We start from the raw sequence: 14,698 nt of genomic DNA on the forward strand, positions 1-14,698 counted from the left end.
GCTTTTTCAGCGAAGATACCGTTTTCAGCGAAGACACCGCTTTCAGTGAAGACACCGCGGTCAGCGGTAGACGAGGCCGCCGTCGATGAGACCGGCCTGACCGGTCATGTAGTCGGAATCGGGCCCGGCAAGGTACGAGACGAAACCGGCGACATCGTCGGGGGTTTCAGCTCGACCCAGCGCAATTCCGCCGACGAACTTCTCGTAGGTGGCGCCCTCTGGCGCACCGGTCAACTCGGCGAACCTCTTGTCGATCGTCACCCACATGTCGGTGCCCACGACGCCGGGGCAGTACGCGTTGACGGTGATTCCGTCGGACGCGTATTCCTTGGCCGCAGCCTGAGTGAGGGCCCTGACCGCGAATTTTGTTGCGCTGTAAACACCTAACATGGCGAACCCGTCGTGACCGGCGATGGATGACGCGTTGATGATCTTTCCGCGCTGACCCAGAGCTTGGAACTTTGCTGCTGCAGCTTGAATTCCCCACAGGACGCCGTCGACGTTGACGCTCCAGATCTTGGAGACCTCTTCCGGCGTCGCGTCGGAGATCGGGCCGACGAGAGCGATTCCCGCGTTGTTGACGATGACGTCGAATCCGCCCAATTCCTGGTGTGCATGTTCGACGGCTGCGTTGACCTGCGCTCGATCGCTGACGTCGGCGACAAACGTCGTTGCACGACGGCCGATCCGTCTGATCTCGTCGGCAACCGCATCCAGCTTGGTCTGGTCGAGGTCGACTAACGCGATGTCGGCGCCGTCGTGGGCGAGGCGGAGAGCGATTCCGCGTCCGATGCCTTGGCCGGCGCCGGTGACCAGTACTACCTTGCCCGTGATGCTCATGCAGATCTCCTCGTAAGCAGTGAACCAGTCGGTTGTGAACCGGTGAGTGATTTGTATGTGACGGCGACCACAATGCGGAAGGGTTGCACCGTGTTGCAATTCCGGAAAATCGGACAGCAGTTGCAACCCTCGGCAACCCTCCCGGTACCCCGCGCGACGGTTCCATAGTTGCGCCACCACTTCGCGAATCATCTTGCGAGACAATCTGGGAGAGGGCACATGACCGCTACAGTCGACACACCCACGGAACCGGCCACGCCGAGCCGACAACCGTCACGCCGCTGGATCGGGTTCGGGATCGCGAACCTCGTGATCGTTCTCGTGCTGGCCGTGGCGAGTTGGTACCTTCTGGCCGATCCGACCACCAGTCCCTGGAGTTTCTATCCTCTGCCGTTCAACGCGGCGCTTTTCTGGGCAATCCTTTTTGTTGTGTTCATCGGCTTCAATTGCGAGTTCGCCGGCTTCGACCGACTCCCGCAGCCGGCGAAAGGCCTGGCGATCATGGTCGCGACCGCGGTCTTCGCCGTCGTGGTGACGTGGCTCCTGGCAAACGGCTTGGGGAGTTTGTACCCGGATTTCGCGGCCGATCGTGAGGGCGGCCTCGGATATTTCGCGGGTGCGCTGTTCGTGCTCTTCGGCTTCGGGACCTGGGTGATGGTGGTCCTGAACTGGCAGCATTGGCCGTGGACTTCCCTAGGGATGAAGCAGCCGTTGGTGGGTTTGTGTGAGATCGCGTTTGTCGCCGTTCCGACGCTGGCGCTGTACTTCGTGTTCGGTCTGCCGTCCGTGTCGCTGTCCGCCACGGATCCGTTGATGACCGTCGACACCGTACTCGGGTGGTTCTACTGCGTCGTGGTGGTCGTGATCCTGACTGGCCAGACGCTCGACAACTGGCCGTGGCGACTGTTCGGCGGCGGCGGTAAGACGGCGCTCGCAGCCACGATCGGTAACTTCGCCGTCGGAACCGGCTTGTACTTCGTGGCACTTCCGGTCGTGAAGGTGTTGGTGGGAAGCGATGCCGTTGCCGAGTTGGGTGGTGTGGTCCATCAGTTCCCGGCGCAGCTCGGTGTGTGCTGGGCCTTCTGGATGATCTTCTGGGCCAACGCCTTCGGTAACAAACCCACGGGCTTTGCGGACGGGGTCAACCTGGCGATCCGCGCGCTGCTCACGTTTGTGCTCGCGGTGGTCACATTCTTGTTCTATTACCGCTTTGCAGCAGAGCACATTCTTCACGAGCCGGCAGTTGTCGACGGATTACACGGCAATGCACTGGGTTTCGTGGATTGGGCCGTGTTGTGGACGTTGTTCTACGTCGTGGGATTTCAGTCGCTGGGACTCGGCAAATTCAAGCCTGCTGAGGGGTGAGTCGGTTGCCCGCACATCGGTGCGGGCAACCGGTGTCGGACGCCGGCACCGCGTCCACTGATTGCAACAGACTGCAACGCTTGTGACCGGGGCCACTTATGGGATGTGCTGTGTGTCACATTCACAAACAAGGAGAAGTGATGACGCAAACCATCGATTCCGCAGTCACCCCCGAGGTGAAGTTGACGGCGGTGACACCTCAGGAGCGCGTCGACGCCTGGCTGGCGGATTTCGAGTCGGCCCTCGCGGCTCGTGACATCGAGCGTGTGGCAGGCAAATTTGCACTCGACAGCTTCTGGCGCGACTTGGTGTCGTTCACCTGGAACATCAAGACCGTCGAAGGTCGCGAGCAGATTGCCGACATGCTCTCCGAGCGTCTCGACGACACCGATCCTTCGGGATTCCGGACCACCGAGACACCCGACGAAGCCGACGGCGTCACGTCAGCCTGGATCGAGTTCGAGACTGCAACCGGTCGCGCGCACGGACACCTTCGTTTGAAGGGAGATGAAGGTTGGACCCTGCTGACGTCGCTGCAGGAGTTGAAGGGGTACGAAGAAGGTAAGGGCACTCGTCGTCCGCGCGGCGCCAAGCATGGGGCAGACCCGAACCGCATCACGTGGGCCGAGCAGAAGGAGATCGAAGACCGCGAACTCGGTTACACCACACAGCCTTACGTCGTGATCGTCGGCGGCGGCCAGGGCGGCATCGCGCTCGGCGCCCGGATGCGTCAGCTCGGAGTACCGGCCATCGTGATCGACAGCCACGAGCGACCCGGCGATCAGTGGCGCGGACGCTACAAGTCCCTGTGCCTGCACGATCCGGTTTGGTACGACCACCTGCCCTACATGCCGTTCCCCGACAACTGGCCGGTGTTCGCGCCCAAGGACAAGATCGGCGACTGGCTCGAGATGTACACCAAGGTCATGGAGGTTCCGTACTGGAGTTCCACGACCTGCACCTCTGCGTCGTTCGACGAGAAGACCCAGGAATGGAACGTCGAGGTCAACCGCAACGGCGAGAAGCTGACGTTGCGTCCCAAGCAGTTGGTGATGGCGACGGGTATGTCCGGCAAGGCCAACGTTCCGACGTTCCCCGGGCAGGACAAGTTCCTCGGCGATCAGCACCACTCGAGCAAGCACCCCGGCCCGGATCAGTACGTGGGCAAGAAGGTCGTCGTGATCGGGGCCAACAACTCCTCGCACGACATCTGCGGCGCACTGTGGGAGAACGGTATCGACGTCACGATGGTGCAGCGCAGCTCGACGCACATCGTGAAGTCGGATTCGCTGATGGATTTGGGCTTGGGCGATCTGTACTCGGAGCGAGCACTGGCCGCCGGCATGACGACACACAAGGCGGACCTCACGTTCGGTTCGCTGCCGTACCGGATCATGCACGAGTTCCAGATCCCGGTGTACGACGCAATCCGTGAGCGCGACAAGGATTTCTACGATCGCCTCGAGAAGGCGGGCTTCGAGCACGACTGGGGCGACGACGGTTCGGGCCTGTTCATGAAGTACCTACGCCGTGGCTCGGGCTACTACATCGATGTCGGCGCTGCCGAACTGGTTGCCAATGGAGACATCAAGCTCGCGCACGGCAATGTTCGTGAGCTGACCGAGAACAGCGTGATTCTCGAAGACGGTACGGAATTGCCTGCCGACGTGGTGGTCTACGCGACCGGCTACGGCTCGATGAACGGCTGGGTGGCGGATCTGATCGGTCAGGACACCGCCGACAAGGTCGGCAAGGTGTGGGGCCTGGGGTCGAACACCACCAAGGATCCGGGACCGTGGGAAGGCGAGCAGCGCAACATGTGGAAGCCGACGCAGCAGGAAGCGCTGTGGTTCCACGGAGGCAATCTGCACCAGTCGCGCCACTACTCGCTGTACTTGGCGTTGCAATTGAAGGCGCGTTACGAGGGCATCCCGACGCCGGTGTACGGACTGCAAGAAGTGCATCATCTGAGCTGAAAAAGAACTGCTGTGCGCCTTTATTAACCGCGGGAGGTTAATAAAGGCGCACAGCAGGTTCAGCGAAGGGCGTACTTTTTTGCTACTTCGGTGTTCTTGGTCGCGCGCTCGGTGAGGAAGGCGAATGCCAACCCGAGTACGAGCCAGAGCGTCGCCTGCGTAGCGAGCGAGGAAAGTCGGAACTCCCACAGCAGAGTTGCCGGGAAGTCCTCGCCCACCTCGTTGATGCCGGGAAGCGAGACGTAACCGATCGCGACGATCACCAGGAACGCAGCCACCGGAGCAGCGATGCGCACGCTGAGGAACTCGTGCCCGGAAACTGCCTTTGCCGCCGCTGCTGCCGCGGTGACGGACAGCAGCCCGAGAATCACGGCGGCCAGCCACAGCAGTGTGCGCTGGTTGATGGTGTCGGGATCTCCGACGGCCGGCGGATTGGCCGGGTACTTGAAAAAGGGGACGGCCTCGATAGCCAGCCAACCACCGACGGCGATGGTGATCGCCAACAACGGCCCGGACATTCCGGTGAGTCGTCGAGCGTAATTGGCAACGACCGAGAAGATCGCCCCGAGTGCCAGTCCGGCAAGCGCTGTGGCCAGGAACAGCCCGGCGCGCTGCCCGTCGCGACTCACCAGTGGTTCTTCTTCGTCACCGTGCGAATGCCCAGCGGCTTCGCCGGAAACCTCACCGGTGGCGCTGTTGGCTTCTTCGATCGCAATGGCAGCGTTGACGTGCGGTTCACCCAGCACGAATGCAACTCCGCCGGCAAGGATGCCTGCGATCAGACCAGCCAACAAACCACGAATGAGAAGCTTCGTGAAATTGTCGACTAGTGGCACGGCAGGCCCATCAAGTGTCGACCGTCGTGCATCAATTCATGCATGTACATGCCGGTGCGAGAGATAGCGCCCTGGTCGAATCCGACCAGGTAGAGAGCCAGCATCGCGAACAGAACTACTGCAGCGGCGAGGAAAGCAAGACGAGTCGAATCGATCGACGTATCGGGAGAATAGGCGAGAGCCATCGAAGCCTCCTGGGATTTTCGCGTCCCCTAGGTCCATGCGATGGCCGAAGTGTCTGGCTGTCGAAATAGTCGTGCCGAAAAAGGCACTTCACCTCGAATTACAGTGGCGCGACCGCTCCGGGCTTTCACCGGATTCCTGTCGGACCATCGCGTTTACATGCGAACTTTTGCACTACAGCCCGCACCGTGTCAACGCGTGAAGCCGAGATGACCGTCGATTGTGCCCGCCAAGGCAGGCACAATCGCTCGAGATCAGCTCTTTGCGGCGACGTCCAGGACAACTTCGAATTCGAGCAACGACGCACCCGAAGCGACGGGCTTCGCGCGCTCGCCGGAATGGGCTTCACGGGCGGGGCCGTCACGCCAATCGGCGAACGCCTGCTCGGACTCCCATTGGGTCACCACGAAGTAGCGGCTCTCACCGGCGGTGGGGCGGAGGAGTTGGAATCCGAGAAAGCCCGGGGAGTTCTCGACTGCGTGAGCGCGTGCTGCGAAGCGCTTCTCCAGTTCGGGGCCGGCGCCCTCGGGGACCTCGATTGCATTGATCTTCACGACTGCCATGCAAGCGACATTACCCGCGCACCTTCACCGCGTACCGTGACACTCGTGTTGCATGACGAAGGTGGAACGGGACAACCGATTCTGTTGTTGCACGGCCTCATGGGCAGCTCCCGAACGTGGCGACGCCATGTGCCGTGGATCCGCGAGTTCGGCCACGTCTACACCTTTGACGCTGCCGGTCACGGCAGGCCGGCGCCAGCGGCACTGACTACCGAGGCATTCGTCGAGGACCTGACATCGGCCGTTGCGTCCATCGAGGAGCCGATGATCGTGATCGGTCATTCGATGGGGGCTCTGCATGCGTGGTGCTTCGCCGCCGCGCATCCCGAAAAGGTTTGTGCGCTGGTCCTCGAAGACATGGCCCCGGACTTTCGTGGACGCACCGCTGCGGACTGGGCGCAGATGATCTCGGCGTGGCCGCAGCCGTTTGCTTCCGAGGAGGCGATGAAGGAATTCTTCGGCCCCGTCGCCGGCCAGTACTTTCTCGACTCTTTCGACCGCCGCGACGACGGGTGGTACCTGCACGGCGACGTGTCGACCTTCCGCGACATCTCGGAGGAGTGGGGCACGAGGCATTTCTGGGATCAGTGGAAGGCGATCGAGGTGCCGACCTTGCTGATCGAGGGAGAGTTCACCATCACCCCTGAGGGACAGATGCGAGAGATGGCCGAGAGGCCGGGAACTCGGTACGTACGTATTGCCGATGCAGGCCACCTGGTCCACGACGATCAACCGCAGCGCTATCGCGAAGTGGTGACGGAATTCCTTCACACGGTGAGCTGACTTCGGATCGACGCGCCCACCTGCTCCAGCTCGACGGCTCGCCTGGCCAGGAGTCCGGCAGCGAACTTCGCCTTGTCGCCGCGATGGCGGGGGACGACGTGCAGGTGCGAGTGGAACACGGTTTGGCCCGCGGCACGCCCGTCGTTGACGAGAAAGTTGACTCCGTCAGCGGCGATGTCGCAGCGGCGTAGAGCTCCGGCGATGAGCGTGCCGACGCGGAACATCTCTGCGCCTTCGTGACTTTCGAGAGCATCGAGGTTCTCTGCATGACGCTTGGGGACCACCAGGGTGTGTCCGCGACTCACCGGCCGTGCATCGAGGAATGCGAGAGTTGTCTCGCTCTCGTGAACGAGAATCGCCGGCTCGGTCAGCGCGACGATCTTGCAGAAGACGCAGGAATCGGTGCTCATGCCTACAGAATGTAGTCCGAAATCAGATCCGACCCCGACTACAGCAAGCGCAGTTGGCGTGCCCTCGTGATCGCTTCGTTTCGATTGTGTACGTCGAGCTTCTTGTAGAGAGTGCGCAGTTGAGTCTTGACGGTGTTGACGGACACGTACAGTTTGTCGGCCATCGCAGCCGACCCCATGCCGAGCGCCAGGAGTGAGAGGACTTTCTGTTCGCGTTCGGTCAGCTCCACGATATGTACGAATTCCGGAAAAGATTCCGCAGGAGCCCTTTTCGAGAATTCGGCGAGTGCACGCGATTTCGTTTCGGCCATCGATTCGAGTTTCTCGACGTCCGACGATGCGATGGTCGCGAACGAACGTAGAAGTCCGGTCTGATCCGCGATGCTGCACGCTCTGGACCACTCCTGAGAGGCGAGGCGTGGCTCACCCAGCTCGGAGTGTGCAACCGCTTGCACCAGAAGCGATTCCATCTGTGCCCGCGGATAGGATACGCCAGACCAGTCGAACTGGTGACACAGCGCCACCGCGGCCTCGTTCTGGCCGATCCGCTGACGTAAACGCGCCACCGACGTGAGCGTCCACGGGTTGGCTGCAGGATCGATGATCTCCTTGGCCAGTGCTACGGCATTGTTCCCCTGTCCGAGAGCGAGCAAGAGATCGATCTCTGCGGATTGCAACAGAGGAAGCGCGAAAGATGTAGCCGTGTACTGCTTGGAATGTGCTTCGATCGCATTGTGGAGCAACAGTAGTGCCGCAGTGTGGTCGCCGGAGGTCAAGGCGAATTGGCAATGCGCATAGACGACGAATGCCCACAGTTCCTCGGTGTCGGACGGAAGACCGAGTTCGGTCAATGCGAGACGTGCGTCGTCGAAGTCGAGTGTGTCGAGAGCAGTGAGCGCCCGCGCTGTCAGGCCGGCGATCTTGACCACAGGTTCGAGCCAACCGCCGGGGTCCGGATGCTTCTGTTCGAGTTCGGACCAGTGTGTGGCCTGCCGCGGCTCACCAGCCAGCGCCCAATTCAGGGCGGCACTTCCCGCAGAGTTACGAGCGATGAAGTCGACTCCCTGAGACAGGGCGCCGTGGTACGCCATTCGAGCCTTGATCGTGGATTCTGTGAACCTGCCGCTCAATTGAAAATTGATCGCCCATTGAAGTCGCATGAGAGGGAGCTGTGCGCTGACCGCTTCCGGGTTGTTCTCCAGCGCACTGCGACTGAGATGAGACAGGCGCCTGGTGGTTTCTGCTGCGAGCCCGTACTCGCCTGCCATCCTGAGCATGATCGATTGAACGCAGGCAATGCTCAAGGCGTCCTTCGCGCCGGATTCAGCGCCGAGAGCCCACAGTTCTGCCGGCGATTCGGGTAGCAAGTCGACTACCGTCGAGCGCTCGCTCGGATGCATCGTGAACAGTGCGCGCCCCGCCTCCACGGCAGAGTGTTTGTCCGCAGCTTCCGCCGGAATCCGTTGGAGAGCAGAGCGAACCGAGTCCAGATTGTGGACGATCATCGTCACCCAGTGTTGCTCGACGATGTCTACTGCCAGGGTCCAGTTCTGTGCCTCGACCGCGTATTCCAGCGCCGACGCGTGATGACCGTGGTCGAGTCGGTTGTGTGCGAGGAACGAAAGACGTTGCGCCGGATCGACTCCAGCGCGCTTTTGGTGCGCGAGTATCGATCGACGAATTGCAGGCGGCAGCTCCCAGGTTTCTTCGGCTTCGGTCTCGACCCGTGACAACAACCCGGCTGTCTCCAGTATCGCCAGGCGCACGCGAATCTGATGAACGGTCTCGCCATCCTCAGGGTGTTGGGACTCGAACAGCATGGCGGCGATGTCGACGGTGATCGATCGCGCAAAGGCCGTCGCGAGCAGGAACTCGAGTTGTTTCACATGATCAGCGGTCATGAGAACGGATTTGTTCACGTAGTCGTCGATCGCCTGCGCGATGTTCTTCCTGATCATCTGCTCGCGGTTGCGGCTACCCGATGTCTGGACGGCGGGAACGGCGACACGAACCAGCGCTGGCAGCCCACCTGTCAGGGATGTGATTTGTTCGGCATCACCGTCAGTCGTGTTTACGTCAGCTTGTGCGAGCAAATGGGCGGTATCGGCTCTCGTGAACAACAGCTCACTCGCGCCTATCACCTCGTGGTCCGTGTCGAGCAGGTACGGCTCGGAGAACATGCCGAAGCCCGAGAGCGTGACCACGAGGTCCAGGTTGTGACAGAGGGCGAGGAGTTCGATCAACTGATCGTCCAACTCTGGTTCCGATATCAGATCCGGCCTGATCAGCACGAGCAGCACGGGGCGGCTGAGGGCGTTCAGGGATTTGGCGACAGCGGTGAAAGGATCGGCGAGATCGTCGACGTCGGGCAGTGCGATTCCGGCAGCGTGGATTCGATCGAGGACAACGGCCCAGAAATCTTCGAGTGTCGACGAGGGCCGTGGGGCCGAGACCCAGACGAGTATTCGTTCGGATGCCAAATGGGCGCGCAGCCACGATGCGATCAACGACGATTTCCCGTGGCCGTTCGGTGCACGGACGATTGTCAGCGCGGCACGTCGGTCAAGTTTGTCGAAGAGCGCTTGCCGGGGAATCGACGTCGCGAGGGTGCGCCTTTCTGGAATAGCTGCCCAGTCGTGGCCGTCCATCCCGAACATCAGCGCGGACCCTTTCTGCTTTCGCGCCCCGCAATGATTGAAGAGTTTGGGCGGATTGTCTCGATCCATCTATCTACAGGGAGGAGCGTAGCTGGTGCGAATCCAGAGCGTGCCATCCCGGGCAATTCACCCGGGAATTCACCCCGGCTGAGAGAAGTTCACCCACACAATCACGCCGTCACCATTGGCTTTCGAGTCCCTCGAGCGACTTCTATTGAACGTAGCTCGGGATTCGCCAAATGTGGCCGCGAGCGCCTGTCGGAGGCCCGAGAGTCAGACATCGAAGGAGCGTCGTGAGAACTCGTCTGTCAGAGGTGCGGTCGAAGGCCGTTGTCGTCGGACTCCGGCCGAGAGCGTGGCGCCGAGGAGTGCGAGGTATCGGCATAGTTGTCGTGACCGGAGCTCTGGCGGTCGGCGCTGCTGCGCTCGGCTTGCTGCCGATGCAGTCGGATCTTCGATTGGCGGCCGAGGGAGAGTTCGTGCCTCCCTTCACCGTCGAGCTGACGGCGATTGACGGTGCACCGCCCTTCGATCCCGCTGACGGTCCAGGGCTCGATTCGGGCCCGTCCAACGGCATTGTCCGAGAGGGTGATCCGGTGACGTATGTCATCGACATCGGTGTCCGGGGCAACCCGCTCTCCGACGTGGTCGTGCAACTTCCGGTGCCTCGAGGTTTCGTTCTGCCGTCCGTGCCTGATTACTGCGGAGACGGCTCGGGTATCGACGAGGTCGGATTACATTGCCTGATAGGCAATCTGGAAGCGGACCGGTACTTCACCCGAACGGCGACGATGACTGCGGGAAAGCGGGAAGACGCCGACGGTCTACCGATCGCTGCACTGGTCACCGCAGATCGGGGGGCGGTTCGCGTGCGGTCGGGCGATGTCACGGTGCGGGTGGCGACCACCCCGGGAGTGTGTGATCCGTACGGGATTTCTGTTGGTGGTCAGAGAAGCCAGTGGGCTGCTGTCTCGGCAGATGGACGAATCTCAGGTCTGGTGACATCGGGCATCTCGGAGGCGGTGGTGATCGACGGCGTCGATCAATGCGGGCACGCGACAGCGCGGACGGTGAAACCGTTCGAGGGTCACTTCTCGTTTGTCGGACTGCTACCGGGGACGTATCGCGTCACGGTCGACGGCCGAGCGCCGGTGGAAGTGGTGCTGGAACCAGGTGCAATGGCGGTCGGTGGCCTGACGTTCTGATACAGCTTCGCAGGAATGGCAACACTCGTAACAGTCAGTAGTAGTCAATGGAGGATCCAGTGCGTGAAAGCCTGGGCGTTGTATTCGAAAATCAGTCAATTTCAACAGCTCTCGTAGATGCAGACACACCCCTTCTGGGCTCGATCGACGAGTTCCGTCACCCCTGGGGTGCAGACGGGACTGTTCCCTCTCCGCAAGCGTCGGCGCGCGCACTCGCCTCCGCGGCCGAGGTCGCCACCGGTCGAGCCCTGCGCTCGAATCTGTGCCCCACCGTCGTCGGAGTGATGTGCGAGCGTGCGGACGTGCGCGAACATGTCTCGAATTCGTTGTCCTCCAGTCCTTTCGAGAACATCGAGTTGGTCAACGGTCTCGACGCACGGCTTGCCTACCTGCGGACGGTCGACGCTCTCATTGGTGTTTCGCCGATTCTCGCGTTCTGGCCGGACGGCAGTGAGACCGTGATCGCGGCCGTCGACCCGAGAGCAGGCGTCGTGGACTCGGCGCATCGTTACGACACGGCCGAGTTGCTTGCGGACAGCTCGACATTTGCTGCGACATTGGACCTCCTCGTCGCCGAACGAGACCCTGTGCCCAAGATGCTCGTCGCGATGCTCGTGAAGGAAGACTCTCGGCAGCCGTCCGCGGAAGCCGCTGAACTGGCAGGTCTCGGCTTCCTGTTTCTCGGCGAGCGGACCCAACTGGCGATAGGGGCTGCGCTGGTAGCGGCCGATCGCGGAAGCGAAGTTCGGTCCGGTGACGGCATGGCTGTCCGGCCCGTCAACAGGGTCCGGTGGGCGGCGGCAATAGTGCTGCCGCTCCTGCTCATGCTGACGGGATTGCTGATCGCTCTGTCGCCGGACGGGTCGCGAGCGGTGTCCACTGATCGCCCGAACATCGGCGCCGAGTCGGCGACCTCCACCAGCGGGCCCCCGCCCGGCGCTGCCCTACAGATTCCGACACTTGCGCCTTGCGATCCAGTGGTGCCTGCCGTTCCTGCTGTACTTCGGCGTTCTGATCCGGAAGTCGCACCGCTCCAGACCGACGAACCCACAGCCGAAGAATGCACCCCGCTGCGAGTCGGCTAAGCCGTACCCTCTCCGGCCAGCGCAAACAGGCCGTCGTCGGTCTGCTCGACCAGTCCGTCGACCAGCAGTGAATGCAACGCACGGTCACGCTGACCTGGATCGGCCGGCCAGACGATGTCGAGTTGCGCGCGCTCGACCGGACGGTGACTCTCGCGAAGAACGGCCATCAATTTTCCACGAACCTGGCGATCTGTGCCCGCGAACTTCTGCACCTTCTTGGGTGGTCCGGTGTGTGCCGGTTTGCCCGAAGCGACCCACGCGCAGTTCGGCAAAGGGCAGTTCTCGCAGTTCGGGTTCCGCGCCGTGCAGATCAGTGCACCGAGTTCCATGAGAGCTGCGCTGTAGGTGGCGGCGCGCGCACGCGTCCTCGGCAGCAGCGCCGCCACGTCGGCGAGGTCTCGCGTGTTGGACGGGTTCCCGGGTTCTGCATTGCCGTGGACGGCTCGCGCAACTACGCGTCGTACGTTGGTGTCCACCACAGGCACTCGCTGTCCGTAGGCGAAACACGCGACGGCGCGGGCGGTGTACGAACCGATTCCCGGTAGCGAGAGCAAGGTATCGACGTCTTCCGGGACCACGTCACCGTGCTCGGCAGCCAGGACGCCCGCGCATTCGTGTAACCGCAGCGCGCGTCGTGGATAACCGAGTTTGCCCCACGCGCGAAGCACCTCTGCCTGGCTCGACGCTGCCATCGCCGACGGCACCGGCCAGCGCTCGACCCACTCTTCCCAGATTGGCGCAACGCGCACCACCGGCGTCTGCTGGAGCATGATCTCGCTCATCAGGATCTGCCAGGCACTGACGCCCTCGCGTCGCCACGGCAGGTCGCGAGCCGTCTCGGAGTACCATTTCAGCAGCACCGAAGATTCCACTGCCACTGCTACCGACACACTCCTCGAACCTGTGCTCCTGGTCGACGAAGGACACGTCGACTTGTGGACGCCACTTTATCGGCAGTCGCCGACAGTGATTTCTCGTACCCGAAAACCTGGGGTGAGTGGCATCGAGACCACTCACCCCAGGTTGATCATGATGCGTACTGAGCGTTCGCGGTCTCCACACGGGTGCTTGCGACGGTCGGCGAGGTTCCGGAGTATCGGCGAATGATCACGTAGAGGCAGATCAATCCGATAGCACCGGCAGCGGCGAGGAAGGAACCGACCTTCCATGCGTTGTCCGGATTTCCGTTGATCAGCATCACCATGATCATCGGCGCGAAACCTCCGATGATTGCGGAGATCTGATAACCGAGTGAAGCGCCGGAGAATCGAATCTCCGGTGGGAACAGTTCAGCGAATAGTGTTCCCTGCGTGCCAGTTTGGAGGGACATTGCTACTACGCCGACGATAACCGCGACGGCAAACGGCCAGATCGTGTCCGGGCTGGATCCACCGATCATCAGCCACATCGGGATACCCCAGAGCATCATGGCTGCGGTGCCGAGGCCGAAGACCAGTTTGCGACCGTAGAGGTCGGACAGATATCCCGCCAGCGGAACCAGGGGAATCTGTATTGCACATGCGATCAGGATGTAGGTGAGGACCGTCGACCGCGGTATTTCCAGGTAGGTGGTCGCGAACTGAACCGAACCGGTGATCATCGTGTAGAAGAAGATCACGCCGATGGCATTGGCGCCTGCTGCAGCGAGGACTGTGCCTGGATTCTTCTTGAGCACTTCGAGAATGGGGGACTTCCGAACGACCGGAGATTCGGCGAGTTTTTCTGCGAGTGCCTTGAACTCGGGGGTTTCTTCGAGATAGCGATGGATGAGGAATGCCACTGGAAGCATGACCAAGCTGATCCAGAACGGGATCCTCCATCCCCAGGAGAGGAACGAATCAGCCGCAAGAGTTGCTGTCAGGACCAGGAACACGATATTGCCCAGCACCACACCGATCGGAACACCGAGTTGGGCGAAGCTGCCGAAGAGCCCGCGGCGGTCCGCCGGTGCGTTCTCGGTGGCCAGCAATACGGCCCCGCCCCACTGTGCTCCCACGGCCAAGCCCTGGCAGATTCGCAGCGTCACGAGGATGGCCGGGGCAAGCCACACGACATTGGTGTTGGGGACGAAACCCACCAAGGAGGTTGCCACCGCCATGAGGACCACGGCGGCAACGAGCACCGGCTTTCGGCCGTACCGGTCACCGAAATGACCGGCGAGCACACCACCGATAGGACGGGCGATGAATCCGACTGCGACGGTGGCAAACGAACTCATTGCAGCGACCACCTCGCTGTCGGTGGCGAAGAACGTCGAGTTGAACACGAGCGCGGCGGCAGTCGCGTAGATGAAGAAGTCGTACCACTCCAGGGAAGTGGAGATAGCGGCTGCAAAGGACGCGCGCCGAGATCTGCCCGGGCGCTCCACCGCAGATTCGGTGTTGTTGGTCATCGCGATTCGCTCTCTGTGGGGTCGTTCAGTTGAGTTCGGTCAGGACGTGAGTTGCGGCAAGTTGGGTGTGCGGCCGACGACGAGCTTGTCCCGAGCGCCGGCACCAGACGGAATCGTGCTCGCCGGGTATTGGGTCGAAAGGTGGTGACGCAATATCCAAGTGCGAGTGGGTTCTTCGATACGAGAAGTCATATCTCGCCGCCATTGCCGTACCGGAGGCGCTCGCAAAGTCGGGTGGCGAAGGTGACCACGTCGAGGCCGCCGGCGACGTGTGCAGCGTCATCTCGTGGCAATGCGGAGGTGGTCATGTGGCCCGCACTCCTTCGTTCCGAATTTGCCAAACGATCGTTCGGCTGCGAGTCATCATTGACCTAGCGATCGTTAAATGTCAATAGTCGGGAAA

At 61.7% G+C, this 14,698-nt stretch carries 13 protein-coding genes and 1 riboswitch; of the genes, 5 read left to right on the forward strand and 8 right to left on the reverse strand.

From position 1 onward, the window contains the following. Positions 1-60 precede the first annotated feature (60 nt). Positions 61-840, reverse strand: coding sequence for an acetoin reductase (locus tag KTR60_RS03515; protein WP_081558742.1), 780 nt, complete (start codon positions 838-840; stop codon positions 61-63). 219 nt (positions 841-1,059) lie between these two features. Here KTR60_RS03515 and KTR60_RS03520 point away from each other — a divergent pair, with 219 nt between their 5' ends. Together KTR60_RS03520 and KTR60_RS03525 are read left to right on the forward strand one after the other, a co-directional pair. Next, entirely contained in the window at positions 1,060-2,205 is a 1,146-nt protein-coding gene (locus tag KTR60_RS03520; RefSeq protein ID WP_209911258.1) for a hypothetical protein, read from the forward strand. Positions 2,206-2,345: 140 nt separating this feature from the next. Next, on the forward strand, positions 2,346-4,181 hold the full coding sequence (locus KTR60_RS03525; protein WP_228401858.1) for a flavin-containing monooxygenase: 1,836 nt from the start codon (positions 2,346-2,348) through the stop codon (positions 4,179-4,181). A gap of 59 nt (positions 4,182-4,240) precedes the next feature. Here the strand turns inward: KTR60_RS03525 and KTR60_RS03530 are convergent, their stop codons facing one another. The 3 genes from KTR60_RS03530 to mhuD form a co-directional block, all read right to left on the reverse strand. Then, entirely contained in the window at positions 4,241-5,017 is a 777-nt protein-coding gene (locus KTR60_RS03530) for a CbtA family protein (RefSeq protein WP_007726928.1), read from the reverse strand. Next, complete coding sequence (locus KTR60_RS03535; protein ID WP_003945915.1) at positions 5,008-5,202, reverse strand: CbtB domain-containing protein; 195 nt, start codon at positions 5,200-5,202, stop codon at positions 5,008-5,010. Before KTR60_RS03535 ends, KTR60_RS03530 begins: the two co-directional genes overlap by 10 nt. 24 nt (positions 5,203-5,226) lie before the next feature. Then, a riboswitch (cobalamin riboswitch) is annotated at positions 5,227-5,366 on the reverse strand. Between the two features lie 88 nt (positions 5,367-5,454). Beyond that, positions 5,455-5,763: a mycobilin-forming heme oxygenase MhuD gene (gene mhuD, locus KTR60_RS03540; protein ID WP_007726927.1), complete on the reverse strand. Its 309-nt coding sequence runs from the start codon at positions 5,761-5,763 to the stop codon at positions 5,455-5,457. 45 nt (positions 5,764-5,808) lie between these two features. Between mhuD and KTR60_RS03545 the strand changes: the two genes are divergently transcribed. After that, positions 5,809-6,546, forward strand: a complete 738-nt coding sequence (locus tag KTR60_RS03545; protein ID WP_007726925.1) for an alpha/beta fold hydrolase — start codon at positions 5,809-5,811, stop codon at positions 6,544-6,546. Here KTR60_RS03545 and KTR60_RS03550 read toward each other — a convergent pair. Together KTR60_RS03550 and KTR60_RS03555 are read right to left on the reverse strand one after the other, a co-directional pair. After that, the gene (locus KTR60_RS03550) at positions 6,531-6,956 is read right to left on the reverse strand and encodes an HIT family protein (protein WP_003945905.1); all 426 of its coding nucleotides are present in this window, start codon (positions 6,954-6,956) and stop codon (positions 6,531-6,533) included. The genes KTR60_RS03545 and KTR60_RS03550 overlap by 16 nt on opposite strands. Positions 6,957-6,994: 38 nt before the next feature. Continuing rightward, positions 6,995-9,682 carry a helix-turn-helix transcriptional regulator gene (locus KTR60_RS03555; protein ID WP_228401859.1) on the reverse strand — a complete coding sequence of 896 codons (2,688 nt, stop codon included), beginning with the start codon at positions 9,680-9,682 and terminating at the stop codon, positions 6,995-6,997. Positions 9,683-9,906: 224 nt separating this feature from the next. Here KTR60_RS03555 and KTR60_RS03560 point away from each other — a divergent pair, with 224 nt between their 5' ends. Together KTR60_RS03560 and KTR60_RS03565 are read left to right on the forward strand one after the other, a co-directional pair. After that, positions 9,907-10,818 carry a hypothetical protein gene (locus KTR60_RS03560; RefSeq protein ID WP_158171001.1) on the forward strand — a complete coding sequence of 304 codons (912 nt, stop codon included), beginning with the start codon at positions 9,907-9,909 and terminating at the stop codon, positions 10,816-10,818. Positions 10,819-10,877: 59 nt separating this feature from the next. Continuing rightward, entirely contained in the window at positions 10,878-11,903 is a 1,026-nt protein-coding gene (locus tag KTR60_RS03565) for a hypothetical protein (protein ID WP_228401860.1), read from the forward strand. On the opposite strand, the gene KTR60_RS03570 is transcribed toward KTR60_RS03565, so the two are convergent. Beyond that, the gene (locus KTR60_RS03570) at positions 11,900-12,781 is read right to left on the reverse strand and encodes an A/G-specific adenine glycosylase (protein ID WP_007726916.1); all 882 of its coding nucleotides are present in this window, start codon (positions 12,779-12,781) and stop codon (positions 11,900-11,902) included. The two genes, KTR60_RS03565 and KTR60_RS03570, sit on opposite strands and share 4 nt — an antisense overlap. A gap of 149 nt (positions 12,782-12,930) precedes the next feature. Then, the gene (locus KTR60_RS03575) at positions 12,931-14,295 is read right to left on the reverse strand and encodes an MFS transporter (RefSeq protein ID WP_042451923.1); all 1,365 of its coding nucleotides are present in this window, start codon (positions 14,293-14,295) and stop codon (positions 12,931-12,933) included. Positions 14,296-14,698: the final 403 nt, after the last annotated feature.

The sequence above is a fragment of the Rhodococcus sp. C1 genome (assembly GCF_020809065.1).
GTDB classification, from domain to species: Bacteria; Actinomycetota; Actinomycetes; order Mycobacteriales; family Mycobacteriaceae; genus Rhodococcus_F; species Rhodococcus_F qingshengii.

Coding starts and splice junctions, on each gene's coding strand:
- KTR60_RS03515 (WP_081558742.1), bottom strand. CDS start 840: ATGAGCATCACGGGCAAGGTAGTACTGGTCACCGGCGCCGGCCAAGGC.
- KTR60_RS03520 (WP_209911258.1), top strand. CDS start 1,060: ATGACCGCTACAGTCGACACACCCACGGAACCGGCCACGCCGAGCCGA.
- KTR60_RS03525 (WP_228401858.1), top strand. CDS start 2,346: ATGACGCAAACCATCGATTCCGCAGTCACCCCCGAGGTGAAGTTGACG.
- KTR60_RS03535 (WP_003945915.1), bottom strand. CDS start 5,202: ATGGCTCTCGCCTATTCTCCCGATACGTCGATCGATTCGACTCGTCTT.
- mhuD (WP_007726927.1), bottom strand. CDS start 5,763: ATGGCAGTCGTGAAGATCAATGCAATCGAGGTCCCCGAGGGCGCCGGC.
- KTR60_RS03550 (WP_003945905.1), bottom strand. CDS start 6,956: ATGAGCACCGATTCCTGCGTCTTCTGCAAGATCGTCGCGCTGACCGAG.
- KTR60_RS03555 (WP_228401859.1), bottom strand. CDS start 9,682: ATGGATCGAGACAATCCGCCCAAACTCTTCAATCATTGCGGGGCGCGA.
- KTR60_RS03575 (WP_042451923.1), bottom strand. CDS start 14,295: ATGACCAACAACACCGAATCTGCGGTGGAGCGCCCGGGCAGATCTCGG.